The sequence below is a fragment of the Labilibaculum sp. DW002 genome, from assembly GCF_029029525.1.
Lineage (GTDB): Bacteria > Bacteroidota > Bacteroidia > Bacteroidales > Marinifilaceae > Paralabilibaculum > Paralabilibaculum antarcticum.
This window is the reverse complement of sequence record NZ_JAKJSC010000002.1, coordinates 448,649-470,256: the sequence shown is the minus strand read 5'-3', so window position 1 is coordinate 470,256 and position 21,608 is coordinate 448,649. Positions and strand designations below refer to the sequence as shown.

The window sequence follows — 21,608 nt, the reverse complement described above, 5'->3', positions numbered from 1 at the left end:
AACCATTTTGAAAAACCCAAAAACATGAACAAATTAGTAAGCATTTGTGCCTTAGTAATCCTGCTAAGCTCTTGCATCACGAAAGAGCCGGAAAATTTTGCAACAATTAACGGCAAGGGACTCTCCCCCGATATTGAAAAAATAGAGTTTATGTGGTTTAAAGAAAATCCCGCTGATCCTAAAAACAATACCAAAACTGCTTATCCGGATAGTACCGGACATTTTAGCATTACGATTCCACTACAAAAAATAAGTAAAGGAATGATGACCTACAACAATAAGCGAAATTCACTGGTTCTTAGCCCTGGTGATCAATTGGAAATAACTGTTGATGACGATTCTCTTCATTTTGAAGGAATTGGTGCTACTCCAAACAGTTTTCTATATCAGCTCGAAAAAGTAAAAAAATGTGATCGAATTGAATTAATGCGATCATGGTACACCAAAGAACACACGCTAGAGGACATGTTTACAATGATTACTGACTATGTAAACCTTAGACAAAATGAATTGGCAATTTTCAAAAAGAAACATGAATTGCAAAAAGAATTTATTCACTTCTTTGAAACAGAAACAAAAATTGATAACATCAATCTACTAAATAGAGCTCCCCAAGCTTATTCCAGAAAAAACAAAGTAGATATGAACTCTTTGCAATTGCCAGCTGGATCTAATAAATACAATACAATTGCTTCCATTCAAAACGATGAATACCTCATTTGCAGTGATTACATTCACCTATTTAGCTCTTTAATTCGTAAAGAATCACAAAAAAGAATGGCTTCCGATACTACTCTCAGTAGAGAAGATGCTAAACTTTCCGTTATAATGGATTCATTGAGTGGCAAAACAAGAGAAAACGTACTAGTGCTAGAAATCTATTTTAATCTGACATTTAGAAATACAGATGCGCCGAAATACATTGAATCCTTTACTAAAATTAGCACCGATCCGAATTGCAAAATGGTTGTTGATCGTGAGCTAAATTTGCGCAATGCTAAAAAGGCAATGATTGATGCTCCTTTAAGCCCAGAATTATTGCAAACAGCATTACACAGCTCCGATGAAATGGAGCTAACAATAGAAGATTTAATTGCTCAGCACAAAGGAAAAGTGGTTTATCTGGATATTTGGAGCTTGGGTTGCGGTCCTTGCAGAATGATTATGCCAGAATCTAAAAAGCTAAAAGAATCCTTATCCGACCAACCGATAGAATTCATTTATGCTACTATAGATGGGAAATCGGATAAACTTTGGCCAGAGGTATTCAAAGTTTCTTTAACAGATAAAAACCATTATCGCTTTGACAATGGCTTTGACTCGAAGCTACACAAATCGCTTTCCATTATTGCAGTTCCTACCTATTTACTTATTAATAAAGAAGGTAAGTTGGTATCGTACAATGCCGATAGACCAGGTAGTCCAAAATTAAAAGAACAACTCCTGAAATTAGCTGCTAAATAATCAACTCCGAATTGTACAAAAACACAAAGAGGCTGTATCCTATCATCGATACAGCCTCTTTTTTATTATTCATTTTTATTCAAGATTCTCTTCTTCACTCCACCCTCATCGGCCTAAATACGGTGCGGAAGGTATTTTGTTTTGTATCTGTTGATTTAAGCATAGATAAAGTCAAGATTATTAGGTGTGAAAAATAAGGTTCAAAACTAGAAATCTCTTGATCAATACCTTTTACCTCTGCTAATAGCTCGTTGAATAAGTGCCATAAACAGCATCCCTAAAATCATAATCCCCAAGAAAGAAACATAAAACTTCCAGTTAAATATTTCCTCTTTTATTTGATACACAAAAACAGTGGCTGAAAAAATAAGGCCTATAAACAGTATAATGAGAGTTAAAATTGTTCTCTTTTTCATAGCAATACAATTACAGATTACTCAAATCTAATTTCCTTAAACTTTCTCAACTTTTTTAATACCTCGTCGGTTAAAAATAATTCGATAACGACGATAGCTGGTTTGGTCATCCAACTTAAAACGAAGTACCATATTTACGAAATATACTTTTTCTCCAGATATCTTCTCAAATTCATCATCATCCTTTAAATAGTACAATGGAATTTCAGGATTATCCATCTTCTGAATTAAACGCGATACGTTAAAACGAATAATATCTACTACTCCTGTAATGTTGTAGTTTCCGTATGAATTGTCGAGCGCTTTTTGATCTAATCGAAGTAGTTTTCGGTAAAAAATAATCTTCTCTCCTACACCACGACTTTCCACATCAACAATTCTTGAGCGATCGCGATGCTTCATCACTCGCAAAGGAACACTGTCTTCACGAACAAAATCGAAACTTTCTTTACACCAACCAATTTTCTCATCTCCTTTAACCCGAATAATGGTTTTGTGATCGAAAAAACGCTTGTTGATTTTTCCAACCAAATAAAGTCGACTGAGATCTTTTATGCGATCTTTTAACATGTAAATAATCACCAAAGCCACAAATAAAGGCATGGTTAATGTCCCCAAACTTTTCTGAAAGATAAAGGTTAGAGCTGCACCAATAATCATCGCCAATCCAGCAGCCAAACTATACAATAGTTGCATTACAAATACACCCTCTTTTTTCTTACGAGATGTAAGTAACAATTGGCCTTCAAAGTATTTTCGAAAAGCACCATTACGATGCACAAACCAACGGTTTTTATCATTTGGCTTTTCTTCTACAACCAAGTAACCTTTGCTTCGTTTGTAGCTATTTTCCTCCCTAATCAATTCTAAAATTACATCCTTATTTTGTTCAAAATCGGCATGATGCAATTTTCGTAAGCCTCGATACAAATAATGAGAATGCTCCTCGAACTGATTGCTCATAAATTCATCGCCAAAAAGGTAATAATCATACATCTCTTTACGGATGGTAGGCACATTTACAATTCGGCGTAAATCACGATAACGACGACCAATCTTCTTAACATTGGCAATGTATTCTCCAATAAGGTACTTGCGATCATCCGCCAGTTCGTTACGAATAATATGCTGAATTTCCCTGCGCAAAGCCGACCTTAAAATGGTATGAAACATACGAATGTGATATTCATAATTTGCTTCATTTTTAGGGCTTGGATGATTGGCTACATTCTGAAAAGCATCCTCCAAATATCTAAATACGGAATGACTTCCCAAGGCAATATCTCTTAACAGATAAGGAGGTGTAATTAGGCGAATATTCGAATTAAAATCATTGTAAAAGTCCTCTTTCTGATAAGTTGAAGAATTAATATCCAGACTACTTGGCACAAACAACCAGGTTTTCACAGACAATTCATTCACTTTGCGATCTTTACGAGGCTCATAGCCCATTTTAATTTCTACCGAAAACTTATCATGTACTTTTACAACTTCATTGATCATAGGCTATTTTTCTTTTTTGTTTGGAAGGGTCCTAATTTTCTACAAAGATACTGATTTTGATTCAATGAACACATCCATACAACACCCAAATCAAAAGGGTTTTCAACTTATATCGTTTGCATTTACAATCCCTTATAGCTTAAGGTCATTATACTCAAATTATCGTAACATTCTATTTTCCATAAAATGACTCTTTCCATTCACAACTAGCCTGTCTCATGACCTTGTTTCAACACACACACTATTTATATTGGTTATTTACTCGATAATACCGATTTTTAGTACTACTTCAGGAGTTCTTATTGTTCTTTTAGTTCTTAGAAATGTAATAAAATTAGTGTATTACACTTCCTGTTATGTCTACTCTGTTACTCGTATAATTTAGGTGATGAAGATCGAAAATTGATTGACTCCTTTTTTAATATTACATGCAAAAAAAAGAATCTAAGATGCAAATCAACACTAAAAAAGAGAGTATTAGCAAAGAGCTTCATGAAATACTGAGCCTTTTATATCTTTCTAAAAAAATTGATTTGTGTGGAAGTGAACTCGATTTTTTACATCGTCGTATTTCAAGACGAATGTCGGTAACGAACACCAATAATCACCAAGAATATCTTGAATATTTACAGCATAATTCTGAGGAATTTGAAGCATTACAAGATATCCTCACAATAAATGTGAGTCACTTTTTCAGAAATGCTTTCACCTTTGAATACCTTGACAAAATTATTATTCCTAAAATTATTAATGAGAAACTGAAAACGGCAAACCCAACACTCCGAATTTGGTCTGCAGGATGCTCAACAGGAGAAGAAGCCTATTCGATAGGAATTCTAATTGATAACTATATCCGGAAAAATAACATTAAGCTTAACGCAAGTATTTTTGCTACAGACATTGATCAAAAGTCCTTACTAAAAGCAAAAAAAGGAGAATACTTAATTGACTCTTTGAAAGAGACAAAACTTGAGATTGCACAAAACTATTTCTCTAAAGTCGATGAGAAATATTCGATTATCCCAAGAATTAAAAAAATGATTCATTTCTCAAATTTCGATCTCTTAAACAATCAGCAATACGCTCCTGAAGAAAGTATTTATGGGGACTTCGATTTAATATTTTGCAGGAATGTTCTAATTTATTTCAACAAAGAATACCAAGAAATCATTTTTAACAAATTGCATCGATCCATGAATTCTTCAGGATTTCTCATTTTAGGTGAAGTTGAAGAACCCTCAGGAGAGTATGAAAAAAGATTCCAAAAAGAATCGACATTATTCAAAATATATAAAAAAATATAAGCACTAACAGCGAGTTTATAATTCGTCAACAAATCTTATTTCATGCTTAAACTAAGAAATTTAAACATCGGCTTTCGTCTATTTTTAGGATTTTTACTTCTCACATTGTTTACCATTAGTGTTGGTTTAATTGCACTTTGGAATTCAAATCAGAATTTAAGCACAATAGAGGATATTTTTGATCATCCTTATACTGTAAGTAATGCTGTTCAGGAAATAGAAACGAATATAATTGCCATTCATCGATCGATGAAAGATGTTCCTCTTGCACAAAATGAAAAGGAACTTAATTTAGCTATAGATGCAGTAGCAGAATGCGAAAAGAATGTAAATCAACTTTTTAAAATTGTCTCAAAAGAATTTCTTGGAGATTTAAATGATGTTAGCGAAGCATGGGATTCATTTAAATCATGGAAACCAATCCGTTTGGAAGTTATTGACTTAGCAAAAAAAGGAGAGCGAAACCAAGCAGCACAAATTACCAAAGGGAAAGGCGCATTACACATTCTAGAAATAAATAAGAAAATTAAAATAATGAAAGATTTTGCTGATCAAAAAGCAAGGTCATTTCGAAGTTCAGCCCTTAAGCAAGGCCAATTTATATTCCGAACCATTTTAATCATTCTAATTATCAGCATACTACTTAGTGTTTATATCGCATTTAAAATAACCCAAAGCATACGACGGCCTATCCATAAAATGAATGCTGTTTCTGAAGCTATTCAACAAGGTGATTTAAATATCCAAAATGAAACCTCAGCTAATGATGAGCTAAATTCACTTGCCGAAGGAATTAACAACATGACTCATTCTCTTAAATCAAGGATGACTGTTCAAAATGGCATTTCCTCAATCAGCAATTCATTAATTGGAGAGACTAATACTGAAAAATTTGCCTATCAACTTTTGGAATCTATTTTAGAGGTGACAGATTCAAATAATGCTATCTTTTATATTCTTAACGAAGATAGAAAATGCTATGAATGCATTGCATCTATTGGTGCGAGTAAAAATACATTACAAAATTTCTCTCTAACCAATCCTCCTGGTGAATTTGGCATCTCAATTCGCAAGAAAAAAATGCAAATAATTGATGGTTTGCAAAATCATCCAGGCTTTCAGTTCACTACTAGTATTGGAGAATATGCCCCAATGGAAATCCTTAGCTTACCCATTCTTGATGGAAATGAAGTAAAAGCAATTATCTCTCTTAGCAATCTGGAAAAATACACAGCAGAAAGCATTGATATTCTTTCTTTATCGACTCTTAGTATCAACATTGCTTTTGAGAATTTAATTTCTGCCAGAAAAACAAAATCTTTAGCTGATAGTTTAATCGTAACGAATCAAACACTAGAAGCACAATCGGAAGAACTGAAAGAACAAACAAATGAATTGCAGGAACAGTCGCATGAAATGCAAAATCAGGCTACTGAATTAAATGAACAAAACAGAATTTTAGAAGCTAAAAAAATTGAAGTAGAAGAAGCTAATCGACTTAAAAGTGAATTTCTTTCCAATATGAGTCATGAATTACGCACTCCATTAAATTCGATTATGGCTCTTTCACGAACCTTAATCATGCAAGCAAAAGATAAACTTAACGAGGAAGAAAATTCATATCTGGAAATTGTAGAGCGAAATGGAACAAATCTTTTACAATTAATCAATGATATTTTAGATCTTTCGAAAATAGAAGCTGGAAAAATGGATGTGTATCCACGTCAAATTCAGCTCAAACCAATTCTGAAACTTTTACAGGAAAACATTCAGCCTCTTGCTATTCAAAAGGGAATAGAATTGGAAATTAATTGCAACAACACCTTCCCTGGTTTCGATTCTGATGAAGTTCGATTAAGCCAGATCTTGACTAATTTAATTGGTAATGCCGTTAAATTCACCGAAAAAGGTAAAGTTATTGTTTCTGCCTTCCATGACGAAGAAAAGATTACAATTGAAGTTCAAGATAGTGGCATTGGAATTTCCAAAAAAAATCTAGAAACCATTTTTGATGAATTTCGACAGATTGATGGAAGTTCTTCGCGCCAATACGAAGGCACAGGTCTTGGATTAGCCATCGTAAACAAATTGATTAATATACTTGGCGGTAAAATTAGTGTTACTAGTGAAATTAATAAAGGGTCATGCTTTACAATCACAATTCCTATAGTTTGGCACTTAGAAAAAGAAGCTTCTCCATTTCTTCTTTATTCAGTTCCCTATTCAGAAAATACAAAAAACACATATAATCCATCAGGTCCAAGTGTTCAATTGAATCCAGATAATCAAAACAATCACACAAGCACATTATGTAAGCCTCGTGAAAACACAAGAATTTTAATGATTGAAGACAATGAAACTGCTATTATTCAAATGAAGCAGGTTCTAGAACTGGAAGGTTACACAATAGATATTGCCAATGGTGGCAAAGAAGCTCTGGAATTTGTAAATCACACCATTCCTGATGGTATTATTCTAGATCTAATGATGCCCGAAATTGACGGGTTTGAAGTGTTGGAACGAATTAGAAGCAAAGAAAACACCGCTAATATCCCTGTGGTAATCTTAACTGCGAAAGATCTAACAAGAGAAGATTTAAGTCGATTAAGTGCTAATAATGTTCAACAATTAATCCAAAAAGGTGATATCAACATAAAGGCTTTACTTGAGAAGATTCATAAAATGTTTGGTGAGATTGAAAAAGTAGAACCTTCCGAATATGCAAATCGAATCTGCCCAAAAATAAATCTTGATAAAAATGAAAAGGCTAAAGTGCTTATCATTGAAGACAATCCTGATAATATGGTTACCATTAAAGCAATACTAGGCGACAAATACGAAATTCATGAAGCTATTGATGGTGAACAAGGATTGACTATGGTAGATTTAATAAATCCACACTTAATTCTCTTAGACATGGCCCTACCTAAAATAGATGGCTTAGAAGTGGTTAAAAGAATTAAATCCAATACAAAAAATGAAAACATTCCTGTGATTGCATTAACTGCAATGGCAATGATAGAAGACAAAGAAGCAATCTTAAAAGCCGGTTGTGATGAATATGTAACCAAACCTGTTGGACATTTAGAGATTCTGACTAAAATTGAAAACTTCTTTATTTAATCTTATGAGAAAGATTCTAGCTATTGACGATAATAAGGACAATTTAGTAGTTTACCAGGCAATACTAAAAAGGTATTACTCCACTTGTACAATCATAACTTGCCAATCTGGTTCTGAAGGAATTGAAATGGCCATTACAGAACAGCCAGACACTATTCTATTGGATATTATTATGCCTGGAATGGATGGTTTTGAGACTTGCCAAAGGCTTAAAAAAGAAATAAAGACCAAACACATTCCTATCATTCTTATTACTGCCATGCGTGGCGATAAAAAGAGCAGGATTAAAGGATTGGAAATAGGTGCAGATGCTTTTCTTTCAAAACCGATTGAAGAAGAAGAATTAATTGCGCAATTGAATGTAATGCTACGAATTAAAGATGCCGAAGATGAATTAAGAAAGGAAAATAAGATATTAGGAATTGGCATTGAAAATAAGATAAAAGAATTAGAGGAAACCAATCGAAAAATGGAAACCTTGCTGAATAACCTTCCTGGCTTTGTTTATACTTGTGCCAACGACAGAGATTGGAAAATGGAATACATTAGCAAAGGTTGCACAAATATATCTGGTTACACACCTGAAGATTTTATCAAAAATTCTAAAATTAATTTCAATCAGATTATACTACCTGAATACCGTGATTTATTATGGAATAAATGGCAAGAAGCCTTGGGGCGTAGGGGTGTATTCGAAGAAGAATATCCTATTCGTAATAAGAATGGTAAAATTCACTGGGTATGGGAACGTGGTTGTGGTATTTTTGATGGCAATCGTCTGGTATCTTTGGAAGGTTTTATTACAGATATTACCCAAAGAAAAAAACTAACCGAAGAGTTAATCTTAGCAAAGGAAGATGCGGAGAAAAGTGATAAAATAAAGTCAACTTTTTTAGCAAGTATGTCGCATGAATTGAGAACTCCATTAAATGCAGTAATTGGATTTTCAGAATTAATCCATAAAGATTCAAACATTGAAGACATTCTTAATTTCAATGCAATAATAAACAAGAGTGGTAATAATTTATTAGCACTTATTGAAGATCTTTTTGATATATCATTAATCGAAACAGGTGATATTAATATTGAACATGAACGTTTTTCAATTGAAGAGACTTTAGATGAAGTGCACTCTATTATTACGAGTGAACAAACAAATCTTGGAAAAGAAGAGCTCCAACTCAAAAGAAATATCAAACTTCAGAATACTGATCTCATCTTAAATTCAGATCAGAATAGAATTAAACAGGTTCTACTAAACCTCTTAAAAAATGCATTAAAGTTCACCAAATCTGGAACTGTTGAATTTGGTTGCGAAGAAATCATTCAAAATCAAATTCCAATGATTAAATTTCACGTTACTGATTCAGGAATTGGGATCCCTTTAGATAAACAGGAATTGATTTTCGAGGTGTTTAGACAAGTAGATGAGTCGAAGACAAGAATATATGGCGGAACTGGTTTAGGATTAACAATCTGCAAGCGACTAATCAATTTATTGGGTGGAGAAATTTGGGTTAATTCAGAAGAAGGCAAAGGCGCCTCTTTTTATTTTACGATTCCAATAAATATGGATAATGCAAAACAAAATAGCACAGATGAATTCACTCAGCAACATCTTAATTTGAAGGGTAAAACAATTCTAATTGCAGAAGATGACACTGCGAGTTATTCCTATTTATTGGAATTGCTTCGCAAAGAGGGAGTTGATTGTATTCGAGCTAAAAATGGGAAAGAAGCTGTAGGGTATTGCACAACAAATAAGGAAGTTGATTTGGTATTAATGGACATCAACATGCCAATAATGAATGGATATGAAGCTACAGAGCAAATTAAAAAGATAAATCCAAAACTCCCAATTATTGCTCAAACTGCATATGCTATGGCTGGCGATCAGGAAAAAATATTATCAGCAGGTTGTGACTTGTATCTGTCTAAACCAATTGGCAAACAAAAATTATTAGAAGCAATAAATAAATGTCTTAACAAGTCAAGAAAATTAACATCAATACAAGAATGAAAAAACAATTTTTAATCACCTTATTCATTACAAGCTTTTTATTTACTAACGCACAAGAGGTTATCAAGCTACCTTTTAAACAATCTACAGAAATAAAATGGAGCCAAAACGAGAAAGAATATTACTCTGAAAAGTGGACTACACAAGTAATTACCAATGTTTCGACTCCTACAATGCTGGTTTACAAACCAACAAAAGAATTGAATAATGGTGCAGCTGTAATTGTTGCTCCAGGAGGTGCATTATACGCTCATAGCATTAATAGTGAAGGTAGAGATGTTGCCAAATGGCTTATCAAAAAAGGTTTTACTGTTTTCGTATTAAAATATCGATTGGTCCCTACAGGAGATGATGCGGTAACAGAACTAGCTGTTTTATCGAAAAACAATCCTTCAAAAATAAGAGAAGAGGTTGCGAAAGTAATTCCACTTTCCATTTCTGATGGTTTAAATGCAATCTCTTACGTAAGAAATAATGCCAATGAATTTACTATTAAGCCTGATAAAATTGGCTTTATGGGCTTCTCGGCTGGAGGAGCTGTAACAATGGGTGTTGCTTACAATTACACAAAGGAAAATAGGCCTGATTTTTTGGTACCTGTTTATCCGTGGACAACACAATATCCTGTACAGAAACCTAAAATAAATTCTCCTCCTATGATTATTTTCTGTGCTTCGAACGATCCTTTAGGTTTGGTTCCTGGCTCTATTGAATTATACAACTCTTACCACAAAATGGGCTTAAATGTTGCTCTGCATATGTATTCTAAAGGAGGTCATGGATTTGGCATGCGCGAAAAAGGATTACCTTCTGACACATGGATTGAGCGTTTTTACGATTGGACACTTGTGGAAGGTATAGCTCAGAAATAAAAAAAATAGCTTACATTGAAAACCGTAAAAGAAAGTAAATTTTAAAAATCAAACAATGTATCCATACCATAACACAATTAAACAACGCATTAGCAACAATGAATTTGTACGATATGAATACGTAGATAAGTATAAAAGCATTTCACCTTGTTTATTGCTTCATTTCTCAACTGAACCCAAAATCAGACCTATTCGTAAACATAAATTCAAAGAATACGAACAGATTTTCAAAGAAATTTCGAAAGGAAGATAACACATAACAACAAAGGCTGCCCATTTAGGCAGCCTTTGTTATCTCTCATAATATTCTTCTTAATAGGTAGAATCTAATGTTTTATTTTTTATACTTTCTTCAATTGCACTCTAGATATTGAGCTACAACAATTCTTAATTCTTGCTTTGGTACTTTCATCAGTACCTTAAACAGAATACCATTCTTGTTACTCGCACGGTGAATCTCCGATTATGTCATCTCTTGTTTTTCAGATTGCTTTTGGAACCAGCGACCTTACTTCACCTAACCAAGCCCAAAAGTTTATTCCTGCCATATTACCTTCTTTTTTCGCCCACTTCCTCCTCCATTAGCCACAACTCAATCAAAACATATATCTTCTACTTTCTCCCTGAATTGAGAAAACCACCACACTAATTATTTACACTAACTCTAAATAAGCTTTCCCCTTAAACTTTCATTTACATCATCAAAGGCAGGAAAACAAAGAAGACTTAGTGTACTTTATACAATGTATTACGCACACGTTTTCGATCAAGAGACAAATCATTTTTTGATTTTTCTAAAAAAGATTTTACATTAGCGTCATGATTAGTTAGTGTTGATTTTACACTTATACATATCAACACCATCAAAACAACCAAACCAACAATGATAAAAAGAACATTAAACGACTATATTTCTGTTGATTGTGTCATTTTCGGATACAATGGGCAAGAACTTCAAGTTCTACTTGTAGATAGAACACTTACTGATGAAAAAACCGGAAAATCAGAATTTACAGATTTAACTCTTACAGGAAATCACATTTACGAAGATGAAACAATAGAACAGGCTGCTTATCGTGTATTATTTGATTTAACTGGATTAAAAAATGTATTTCTAGATCAATTCAAAACATTCGCACATCCAGAAAGATTAAAAAAAGATAATGACCGCAAATGGTTAATTCATGATGGAAGAGATCCAAACAAAAGAATCGTCTCCATTGGTTATTTTGCTTTACTAGCAACCCAAAGTATTACACTTGAATGGAAAGGTAGAAATGTAAAGTGGGTTCCCGTTTCAGAAGTTGGAGAACTAGCCTTCGATCACAATCAAATACTAAACGAAGCCTTAATTGCCTTGCGCAATAAAATTAAGCAAGAACCTATCGGTTTCGAATTACTTCCTGAAAAATTTAGCCTTACACAATTACAAAACATATACGAAGTAATCTTAAGCACTGAATTAGACAAAAGAAATTTCAGAAAGAAAATTGCACGTATGAAATACCTAATTCCCACAGACGAGAAACAAACGGGAGTAGCACACAAACCTGCTCGTCTTTACGTTTTTAGCAGAGATGTTTATGAAAAAACAAAAAAGGAATTATTTGATTTCACAGTCTAAAAGAAAGAAATGTCAGATTCATATAAAATATCAATAAAAGAAAAATTAGGCTATGCTTTAGGCGATGGGGCAGCAAACATTGCTTGGAGAGGTGTGGCTACATTTCTTTTTATTTTTTATACCGATGTTTTCGGAATCAATCCTGCAGCAGTTGGTTTACTAATGCTAGTGGCCCGCTTTTCTGATGGGATTAGTGACGTCTTAATTGGCATTGCTGGTGATCACACCAATACAAAGTATGGCAAATTCAGACCTTGGATATTGTTTACAGCAATTCCCCTAGGCGTCATTTTATCTTTACTTTTCACGGCTCCAAATCTAGGCCCAACAGGCAAAATTATTTACGCCTACGTCACCTATATTTTCTTCACCTTAATCTATACGGCAAATAATATTCCATACGGAGCATTAATGGCTGTAATGACTGGTGATGACAAAGAAAGAACGAGTATAGGATCGTACCGAATGGTAGGTGCTTTTGCTGGTGGAATGTTAGTTCAAGGCGCTTTGCTTTATCTAGTTGCACACTTCGGAAACATCAATCCAGATATTCAAGTTAATGAACTTCTAAATGATAAATTTCAGGTTGTCGTTTCAGCTCCTGCAGATGTTGAAAATGTAAATATCAAAACGAAAGATGGAATCGCTAAATTTTCCTGGGAAGGAATTAAAGATACCTTAACACATGATAAAAGTTTTTCAGTAGAAGCTAACAAACCATATTCATTTATCGTTTCAGGTGAAAAAAACCTATCAAAAGAAAAAATTGTAATTATCGATCAAAAAAGTGGTTACAGCTACTCAATATATTTAATGTCTGCTTTTTTGGCTTTTTTCATGTTCATAACTTTTTGGAGCACCAAAGAAAGAGTTCAACCTCCTAAAGCGCAAAAAAGTAATTTACGAAAAGATTTAAAAGATCTAATTCAAAATAAACCATGGTTGGTGTTGCTAACAATTGGTTTACTTTTCAGCATCTACAATTCGATAAAACAAGGTATCGTAGTAATCTATTTTACGCATTACTTGCACAATCAACTCTTAGCTGCATCATTTATGGTCGCATTAATGTTTGCATCAATTGCTGGTGCCATGATTACTGCACCCCTAAGTAAAAAACTAGGCAAGAAAAAGCTCTTTATCTATGCATTGATATTCTCAGGACTCGTAAATGCATCCATTATATTTTGTGGTCCCAACGACATTAGTGCCATTTTCATATTAGGTATCGTATCCGAATTTGCTTCAGCAATATTTCCAACGCTATTTTTTGCAATGCTTGGTGATGCTGCCGACTATTCAGAATTTAAAAATGGCCGACGTGCAACTGGATTGATTTATTCTGCTGGTTCATTCGCAACCAAATTTGGAGGAGGCGTGGCAGGTGCAATCATTGGATTTGTATTGGCAGCCTTTCACTATAGCGGACAAGATCATGTGGCCATTCAAGGAGCAATTCCTGGCATTAAAATGCTAATGAGTTGGATACCTGCAATCATTGCAATTCTAGGCGCAATTTTCATGACAATTTATCCATTGAATCAAAGCAAAATGGATGAGATCACGAAAGAATTGCAAAGCCGTAGGTTACAGAATAAATAATAAAGACGAATACAAGAAGTGTAACATACACTTTATAGAATAAACATTTTAATTGAAGTATTATGAAGTACGGTTTCTTTGATGACACCAACAGAGAGTATGTGATTACATCACCAAAAACACCTTTTCCATGGATCAATTACCTTGGAAACAAAGACTTTTTTGGATTGATATCAAATACAGCGGGAGGATACACTTTTTATAAAGATGCGAAATTTAGAAGGTTAACTAGATATCGTTACAATAACGTGCCTGTAGATATGGGCGGGCGTTACTACTATATAAAAGATGAGGAGTGCACTTGGAATCCAGGTTTTAAACCAACTCAAACAGAACTAGACAAGTATGAGTGTCGTCATGGCCTTAGTTATACTCGTTTTTTAAGCAGTAAAAATGGACTTTCTTCAAATTTACTTTGCTTCATCCCTCTTGACTACATGGGAGAAGTACATCTGTTAAAACTAAAAAACGAAACCGATAAAGTTAAGAAAGTAAAGCTTTTCTCGTTCGCAGAATGGTGCCTTTGGAATGCTGAAGATGACATGACCAATTTTCAACGCAACCTATCAACAGGCGAAGTTGAAGTTGAAGGATCAGCACTTTACCACAAAACTGAATACAAAGAGAGAAGAAATCATTACGCATTCTTTTCAGTAAATTCTGAAATAAATGGTTTTGACACCGATCGCGAAAGCTTTATTGGTATGCACAATGGATTTGATAAACCACAGGCAATTGAAAATGGCAAAGCCGGAAACAGCATTGCTCACGGATGGTCGCCTGTTGCATCTCATTACATCGAAGTAGAATTACAAGCAGGTGAAGAAAAAGAGTTTGTTTTCACTTTAGGATATGTAGAGAACAAAGACGAAGAAAAATGGGCTTCTAAAGGAGTTATCAACAAAGAGAAAGCCAAAGTCATGATGGCTCAATTTGACACTACCGAAAAAGTGAATACTGCTTTCGCAGATTTAGAAACTTACTGGTCTAAACTGCTTGACAAATTCAATTTGGAGAGTCAAGAAACGGAGCTAAACAGAATGGTTAGCATTTGGAATCAATACCAATGCATGGTGACCTTTAACATGTCGAGAAGTGCAAGTTTCTTCGAAAGTGGAATCGGTCGTGGCATGGGATTCAGAGATTCCAATCAAGATATTATTGGTTTCGTTCACCAAATACCAGCTGAAGCAAGACAACGAATTTTAGATATTGCAGCTACTCAATTTGAAGATGGCGGATGCTATCACCAATATCAACCACTAACAAAAATGGGAAATCATGCCTTAGGAGGCGATTTTAATGATGATCCGTTGTGGTTAATCTTATCTGTAACATGCTATATTAAAGAAACAGGTGATTTTAGTATTCTGGATGAAATGGTTCCTTTCGATAATGATGAATCAAAAGCACAATCTTTGTTTCATCACCTAAAAGTATCTTTCAATCATGTTGTGAATAATTTGGGGCCTCATCAGTTGCCATTAATCGGTCGTGCCGATTGGAATGATTGCTTGAATCTAAACTGTTTCTCAACAAATCCGAACGAATCGTTCCAGACCACAGGAAACAAAAAAGGAAGAACTGCTGAATCGGTAATGATTGCAGGATTATTCGTCGTGTACGGAAAAGAATTCATTAAGCTTTGCGAACGAATTGGTAATACTGAAGAAGCGAATAAAGCCAATGTGCATGTTGAAGCAATGACTGAATCAATAAAAAAACATGCTTGGGATGGCGATTGGTTTCTTAGAGCCTATGATTACTACGGTAAAAAAGTTGGTTCAGAAGAAAACGAGGAAGGTAAAATTTTCATCGAATCGCAAGGATGGTGCACCATGGCCGAAATCGGAAAAGAAGAAGGCATGATGGAAAAAGCATTGGATAGCGTTAAAGAACGATTGGATACTCCTTTTGGAATTGTGCTAAACAATCCAGCATTTACCGAATACAAAATTGAATACGGTGAAATCTCAACCTACCCTGCCGGATACAAGGAAAACGCAGGTATTTTCTGCCACAACAACCCTTGGATAGTTATTGGCGAAGCATTATTAGGAAGAGGTGATCAAGCTTGGGAATATTTCCGAAAAATCTGTCCTACATATCTTGAAGATATTAGTGAATTGCACAAAGTTGAACCCTATGTATACTGCCAAATGGTAGCCGGAAAAGATGCATTTAAACCGGGCGAAGGAAAAAATAGTTGGCTAACGGGTACTGCATCGTGGAATTTCTATGCGGTAACTCAATACATTTTAGGTATTCAACCAGACTACGATGGCTTAAGGATTGATCCGTGTATCCCAAAAGAATGGAAAGAATATACCATAACCCGTCAATTTAGAAATGCCACTTATGAAATCAACATCTTAAATCCTTTGGGCAAAAACAAGGGTGTAAAATCGATGGTGATTGATGGTAAACCTATTGAAGGAAATATCATTCCTATTATTAAATCAGGAACACAAAAAGTAACAGTTATTATAGGATAAAAATACAAAGAGATGAATATTAAAGACTATAAAATATATACTTTTCTACTTGCTGTTTTATTGACAGCGGTTGCTTGCTCTAATCAAAAAATGGATGAGCCTGTTCCTGCAAACGCACAACTCATCCTTGCCAATCAAGTTGGATATGAAAACAATGCTCCTAAAAAAGCAATGGTCAGAACAAGTGCCAATCTGTTTCAAATCAAAAACAGTGAAGGTAAAATCATACTTGAAAAAGCTACTGGTTCAAAACAGTATTGTTCATTGTCAGGTGACACAATTCAATCTATTGATTTTTCAGAATTAACAGACAAGGGAACGTATTATATTGTAGTTAATGATAGCATCATCTCAAATAAAATAATCATAACAGAAAGGCCTTATGCGAAACTTGCAAAAGCTTCGCTTAAGTCTTTCTACCTGAATCGCTCGGGAATAGAAATTGACAGTTTACATGGTGGCAAATGGGCACGCCCAGCTGGCCATCCAGATACAATTGTCTATTATCACTCTTCTGCAGCAGATAAAAATCATCCTGAAAACAGTATTATATCATCTCCAAAAGGTTGGTATGATGCTGGCGATTACAATAAATACATTGTAAACAGCAGCATTTCGACTTACACAATGCTTTTGTCTTATCATTTATTTTCGGAATACTTCGATGAAATAAACTTGAACATTCCGGAATCTAACAATACAGTTCCTGATATTCTAGACGAAGCCTTGTACAATTTGAGATGGATGATGACAATGCAAGATTCTTTTGATGGTGGTGTTTATCACAAACTAACGACCAAAAAGTTCGAAGATTTTGTAATGCCACACAAGGCGATAAACAAGAGGTATTTGGTTCAGAAAAGCACAACGGCAGCTCTCGATTTTGCAGCTACCATGAGCTACGCGTCAAGATTGTTTAGTGATTTTGAAACTCAACTACCTGGATTAGCAGATTCTTGTTTGATCCAATCAAAAAAAGCATGGAACTGGGCAATTAAAAACCCAAATGAAATTTACAATCAAGACGCTGACATTTCAACTGGAGCTTATGATGATACCAATTTAAAAGATGAATGGTTTTGGGCTGCTTCCGAAATGTATTTAGCAACAGAAGAAAAGAGCTACTTGAAGCATCTAAATTCATCAAAATTAGAAGTTTCAACACCTGGTTGGAGAGACGTTGCAACATTGGGCATTTTCTCCTTACTAACATCTAACAAAAGAGAAGAGTTTAAAACAATCGAAACTCAATTTCTTGCACGTACAGATGAGTTAATTCTGAAAGAAGAAAAGTCTCCTTACCATATCGCAATTAACAAATACCAATGGGGAAGCAATTCTGAATTTGCCAATCAAGGCGTAATGAAATTACTTGCACACCAAATAACTAAGAATTCCAAATACCTGAACTCAGCAAGAGAAAGTTTAAATTATTTGCTTGGCCGAAATACAACAGCTTATTGCTTTGTGACAGGTTTTGGTTCTTTATCGCCAATGAACATCCATCACCGACCATCCGCAGCCGATGCTGTTGTTGAACCGGTACCAGGATTTCTTGTAGGTGGACCAAACCTAATTGTTCTTAACGATTGTGGACCTGAAATCATCAGATCTACTTACCCTGCAAAATCATATATTGATGAGCAATGTAGTTATTCAACCAACGAAATTGCAATCAATTGGAATGCGCCACTAGTTTTCTTAACCTTTGGAATGGATGCCTATGATAAAAAATAAAAATGCCGAAAAGAAAAGTTGGTCCTCTCCTTTCGGCAAATAACTCATTTGTTAATACGCTAATGAATCATCGCAAATTTATGAAAAAAAAAGACAAATATGGGCAGGAATGTACTAAGCGATTAGAACTGAAACATTATGAGAAGATAGACTTTTATCAAGTTTTATTCTTTGATGCTCCCGAAAACGATTTCAATAGCCATTGACAACCAATTAATCAACACAAAGAATATTGAAAAATCTCACTAAAAACTACTATTGATGAAATACTATCAATCAATACGAATAATCAATAAAAGTCCATAAGGATATGTTGGTCCTCTCCTTTTGGAATTAAATCATAATACGCTAATGAATCAATTTAATTTTATGAAAAAATCTGAAAATTTTAATGCTCCCTCACATTGCCTACAAACAGGGAAGCAAAAAAAGAGTAACTGGCTTCTTAAGCCAACAATGCTACTACTGATGGTCCTTTGCAATGTAGCCATCATATTTGGGCAAAACTCAAACAAAGAAATATCTGGAAAAATTTCAGATTCATCTGGTTTTGGTTTGCCTGGAGTTAATATATCTCTTAAAGGTACAACTACAGGTACTGTATCCGACATTGACGGAAATTATACCATTTTCGCTAGTGCTGAAGATGTAATTGTGTATAGTTTTATTGGTTACACCAGTCAAGAAATTCTTGTTGCTGATCAAGTGCAGCTTAATGTAATAATGCTTGAGGATGCAATAGGCATGGATGAAGTTGTAGTTGTTGGATATGGTGTGAAAAAGAAAAGCTTAGTAACTGGATCTATCTCTAGTATTAAATCGGAGGATATCCAAAACGTTCCAGTTTCAAGAGCCGATCAAGCAATTCAAGGTAAAACTGCTGGTGTTTCTATCCTTTCAACATCAGGATCTCCAGGTGCTGGAGCAAAAATCAGAATTCGTGGTGTCAACTCAAATGGAAATTCAAATCCTTTGTTTATTGTTGATGGTATGAAAACTGGTGATATCAATAACATTGACCCTGCTGACATTGCATCTATGGAAGTTCTTAAAGATGCTGCTTCTGCTGCTATTTATGGTACAGAAGGTGCAAATGGTGTTATCTTAATCACAACAAAAACGGGTAAGGCTGGATCATCTAAAATCTCTTACGACTTTCAGTACGGATTCCAATCATCAAGAAGTGATATGGAAGTAATGAACGCAAGTGAGTATCAACAATGGATGCAAGAATCTGGCGCCGGTACCGTAACCTTAAATGGTACTGATACAGATTGGCTAGATGAAATTTTCGAAGTTGCTCCAATGCAAAAGCATCACTTAAGCTTTTCTGGTGGTAGTGAAAAAACAACTTATCTAATTTCTGGATCATACTATGGTCAAGACGGTATTGTTGGTGGAGACAAAGCGAAATACGAACGTTTTACTGCACGTGCAAACGTAAAAAGTCAACTTAAAGATTGGTTAGAAGTAGGAAATAATTTTAGTTTTTCTCACTCCAAGCAGAAATATATTGGTGAGGATGATGAGTATCGTGGAGCAGTTAACTTTGCACTTCTTCTTGATCCTCTAACTCAAACAACTTACGATGGTACTCCACAAAGAGTTCAAGATTTATTGGATGGTGGAAATACGATTCTACAGAATAGTAATGGTAAATATTATGGTTTACCAGAGTATGTTACAGGTGAAACAGCAAATCCATTAGCTTTACTTGATACTTATAGAAACAACATTGTTCAAGATAAAATTCTTGGTAATGTATATGCAACAATCAAACCATTTAAAGGATTAACTTTTACTTCTAGAGCTGGACTTGATTTAACTTATCAAACGGATCACTCTTGGGCTCCTGTATATTATTTCTCTGCAGAAAGTCAAAATTCTGAAACTTATGTTGATGATAATATCAACAAATGGTACACATGGTTATGGGAAAATTTTGCTTCTTATAACAAAACATTTGGCGATCATGACTTTACTGTTTTAGCAGGTTATTCAGCTGAAGAATATCAAGCACCTGATTACACAATGCATTCTGCTCCACTTATTAAAGAAGGTGACCAATATGCATACCAAGGTTATACTACTTCAAATGAATTTGATCGTACAGGTGGTGGGTATGTAAACCACACTATGACCTCTTTCTTTGGTCGTTTATCATACAACTACCTTAACCGATATATGTTAGAAGTTTCACTTAGACGTGATGCTGCTGATGTATTCCCAGTTGATAATCAAGCAGCTGTTTTCTCTGCTGTTTCTGCGGGTTGGACTATTTCTGAAGAAGATTTCTTTGACTTTCAAGGTATTGATTATTTAAAATTAAGAGCTAGTTGGGGAGAAAACGGAAGTCGTTCTAATATCCCAGGTAACGAAGGTCAAGAATTTTATGTATTTGGCGCTCAATATCCAGGAGCTGATGATGTATATCAACCAGGAGCTGAAATTGACAAGTTAATTAATCCTGATCTTAAATGGGAAACTACAGAACAATTAGATATTGGTTTTGACTTAAGAGCCTTGAGCGGAAAATTATCTTTCGCTATGGATTATTATAATAAAACAACAAAAGATCTTTTAACGACAGGTTCGGGACCTTTATCAACAGGTAATGATTTCCCAATTATGAATGTTGGTGATGTAACTAATAAAGGTTTTGACTTTGAATTGGGATACAACAATAGAGATCACGAATTTAAATACAGTGTAAATTTAAATTTATCTACTCTTGATAACGAAGTAACAAGACTTGACGTTGATTCTCCAGTAAAAGGTGATAACTTACGTGGTCATGATTTAACATGGTTCGAAGAAGGTCTTCCTATTTGGTACTTTAAAGGTTATAAAACCAATGGTATTGATCCTACAAATGGTGATGTTATCGTTGTAGATGTTAATAAAGATGGTGAAATATCTGATGCAGATCAGACTTACATTGGTGATCCTCATGCTGACATTTTATATGGTGCAACTTTTAATGCTCAATACAAAGGTTTTGACTTTAACCTGTTCTTACAAGGCTCGCAAGGGAATGATGTGTTTATGGGTTGGTTCCGTTCTGACAGACCATTCTCAAACAAGCCTAAATTTATGTTTGACGATCGTTGGACTCCATCAAATACTAATGCGAGTCGTCCTGCTGCAAACAATTCAAGCGACTATGTTTATCGTAGTGACTTAATGGTTTCTGATGGATCATATATGAGAATTAAACAAATTCAAGTTGGGTATACTTTACCATCAGACATCCTGCAAAAAACAGGTATTGATCGTGCTAGAGTATTCGTTTCATTGGATGACTTTTTCACTTTTACAGATTACGAAGGTTTAGATCCTGAAGCTGGTAGTTCAAATAACGCTAGACAAGGTGTTGATCGTGGATTATATCCAATTGCCGGTAAAGTAATTTTTGGTGTATCGCTAAACTTTTAATTTTAAAATCGTA

Annotated in this window: 12 protein-coding genes; 11 read left to right on the top strand and 1 reads right to left on the bottom strand. The window is 34.6% G+C overall.

Features of this window, described 5'->3' with window-relative positions; genetic code table 11:
• Positions 1-24 precede the first annotated feature (24 nt).
• Complete coding sequence (locus L3049_RS13590; protein WP_275110359.1) at positions 25-1,464, top strand: TlpA family protein disulfide reductase; 1,440 nt, start codon at positions 25-27, stop codon at positions 1,462-1,464.
• Between the two features lie 452 nt (positions 1,465-1,916).
• Here L3049_RS13590 and L3049_RS13585 read toward each other — a convergent pair whose 3' ends face one another.
• On the bottom strand, positions 1,917-3,383 hold the full coding sequence (locus L3049_RS13585) for a hypothetical protein (protein ID WP_275110358.1): 1,467 nt from the start codon (positions 3,381-3,383) through the stop codon (positions 1,917-1,919).
• A 449-nt stretch (positions 3,384-3,832) separates the two neighbouring features.
• On the opposite strand from L3049_RS13585, the gene L3049_RS13580 reads away from it, so the two are divergent.
• The 10 genes from L3049_RS13580 to L3049_RS13535 all read left to right on the top strand — a co-directional run bounded on the left by L3049_RS13580 (position 3,833) and on the right by L3049_RS13535 (position 21,595).
• Positions 3,833-4,687 carry a CheR family methyltransferase gene (locus L3049_RS13580; protein ID WP_275110357.1) on the top strand — a complete coding sequence of 285 codons (855 nt, stop codon included), beginning with the start codon at positions 3,833-3,835 and terminating at the stop codon, positions 4,685-4,687.
• A 42-nt stretch (positions 4,688-4,729) separates the two neighbouring features.
• Positions 4,730-7,810, top strand: a complete 3,081-nt coding sequence (locus L3049_RS13575) for a response regulator (protein WP_275110356.1) — start codon at positions 4,730-4,732, stop codon at positions 7,808-7,810.
• Between the two features lie 4 nt (positions 7,811-7,814).
• The gene (locus L3049_RS13570) at positions 7,815-9,830 is read left to right on the top strand and encodes a response regulator (RefSeq protein ID WP_275110355.1); all 2,016 of its coding nucleotides are present in this window, start codon (positions 7,815-7,817) and stop codon (positions 9,828-9,830) included.
• On the top strand, positions 9,827-10,702 hold the full coding sequence (locus L3049_RS13565; RefSeq protein WP_275110354.1) for an alpha/beta hydrolase: 876 nt from the start codon (positions 9,827-9,829) through the stop codon (positions 10,700-10,702). Before L3049_RS13570 ends, L3049_RS13565 begins: the two co-directional genes overlap by 4 nt.
• A gap of 883 nt (positions 10,703-11,585) precedes the next feature.
• Positions 11,586-12,326 carry an NUDIX hydrolase gene (locus L3049_RS13560; RefSeq protein WP_275110353.1) on the top strand — a complete coding sequence of 247 codons (741 nt, stop codon included), beginning with the start codon at positions 11,586-11,588 and terminating at the stop codon, positions 12,324-12,326.
• Positions 12,327-12,335: 9 nt separating this feature from the next.
• Positions 12,336-13,928 (top strand): MFS transporter, encoded by a 1,593-nt coding sequence (locus tag L3049_RS13555; RefSeq protein WP_275110352.1) that lies wholly within the window; start codon positions 12,336-12,338, stop codon positions 13,926-13,928.
• Between the two features lie 62 nt (positions 13,929-13,990).
• Positions 13,991-16,423, top strand: a complete 2,433-nt coding sequence (locus L3049_RS13550) for a glycoside hydrolase family 94 protein (protein ID WP_275110351.1) — start codon at positions 13,991-13,993, stop codon at positions 16,421-16,423.
• A gap of 12 nt (positions 16,424-16,435) precedes the next feature.
• The gene (locus L3049_RS13545; RefSeq protein WP_275110350.1) at positions 16,436-18,160 is read left to right on the top strand and encodes a glycoside hydrolase family 9 protein; all 1,725 of its coding nucleotides are present in this window, start codon (positions 16,436-16,438) and stop codon (positions 18,158-18,160) included.
• A 2-nt stretch (positions 18,161-18,162) separates the two neighbouring features.
• Positions 18,163-18,366 (top strand): hypothetical protein, encoded by a 204-nt coding sequence (locus tag L3049_RS13540; RefSeq protein WP_275110349.1) that lies wholly within the window; start codon positions 18,163-18,165, stop codon positions 18,364-18,366.
• Positions 18,367-18,529: 163 nt separating this feature from the next.
• Positions 18,530-21,595, top strand: coding sequence for a SusC/RagA family TonB-linked outer membrane protein (locus tag L3049_RS13535; RefSeq protein WP_275110348.1), 3,066 nt, complete (start codon positions 18,530-18,532; stop codon positions 21,593-21,595).
• The last annotated feature ends 13 nt before the right edge of the window (positions 21,596-21,608 follow it).

Bases quoted from the DNA above. Each gene is read 5' to 3' on its own strand.
- L3049_RS13590 (WP_275110359.1), top strand. From the start codon at position 25: ATGAACAAATTAGTAAGCATTTGTGCCTTAGTAATCCTGCTAAGCTCT.
- L3049_RS13585 (WP_275110358.1), bottom strand. From the start codon at position 3,383: ATGATCAATGAAGTTGTAAAAGTACATGATAAGTTTTCGGTAGAAATT.
- L3049_RS13580 (WP_275110357.1), top strand. From the start codon at position 3,833: ATGCAAATCAACACTAAAAAAGAGAGTATTAGCAAAGAGCTTCATGAA.
- L3049_RS13575 (WP_275110356.1), top strand. From the start codon at position 4,730: ATGCTTAAACTAAGAAATTTAAACATCGGCTTTCGTCTATTTTTAGGA.
- L3049_RS13570 (WP_275110355.1), top strand. From the start codon at position 7,815: ATGAGAAAGATTCTAGCTATTGACGATAATAAGGACAATTTAGTAGTT.
- L3049_RS13565 (WP_275110354.1), top strand. From the start codon at position 9,827: ATGAAAAAACAATTTTTAATCACCTTATTCATTACAAGCTTTTTATTT.
- L3049_RS13560 (WP_275110353.1), top strand. From the start codon at position 11,586: ATGATAAAAAGAACATTAAACGACTATATTTCTGTTGATTGTGTCATT.
- L3049_RS13555 (WP_275110352.1), top strand. From the start codon at position 12,336: ATGTCAGATTCATATAAAATATCAATAAAAGAAAAATTAGGCTATGCT.
- L3049_RS13550 (WP_275110351.1), top strand. From the start codon at position 13,991: ATGAAGTACGGTTTCTTTGATGACACCAACAGAGAGTATGTGATTACA.
- L3049_RS13545 (WP_275110350.1), top strand. From the start codon at position 16,436: ATGAATATTAAAGACTATAAAATATATACTTTTCTACTTGCTGTTTTA.
- L3049_RS13540 (WP_275110349.1), top strand. From the start codon at position 18,163: ATGCCGAAAAGAAAAGTTGGTCCTCTCCTTTCGGCAAATAACTCATTT.
- L3049_RS13535 (WP_275110348.1), top strand. From the start codon at position 18,530: ATGAAAAAATCTGAAAATTTTAATGCTCCCTCACATTGCCTACAAACA.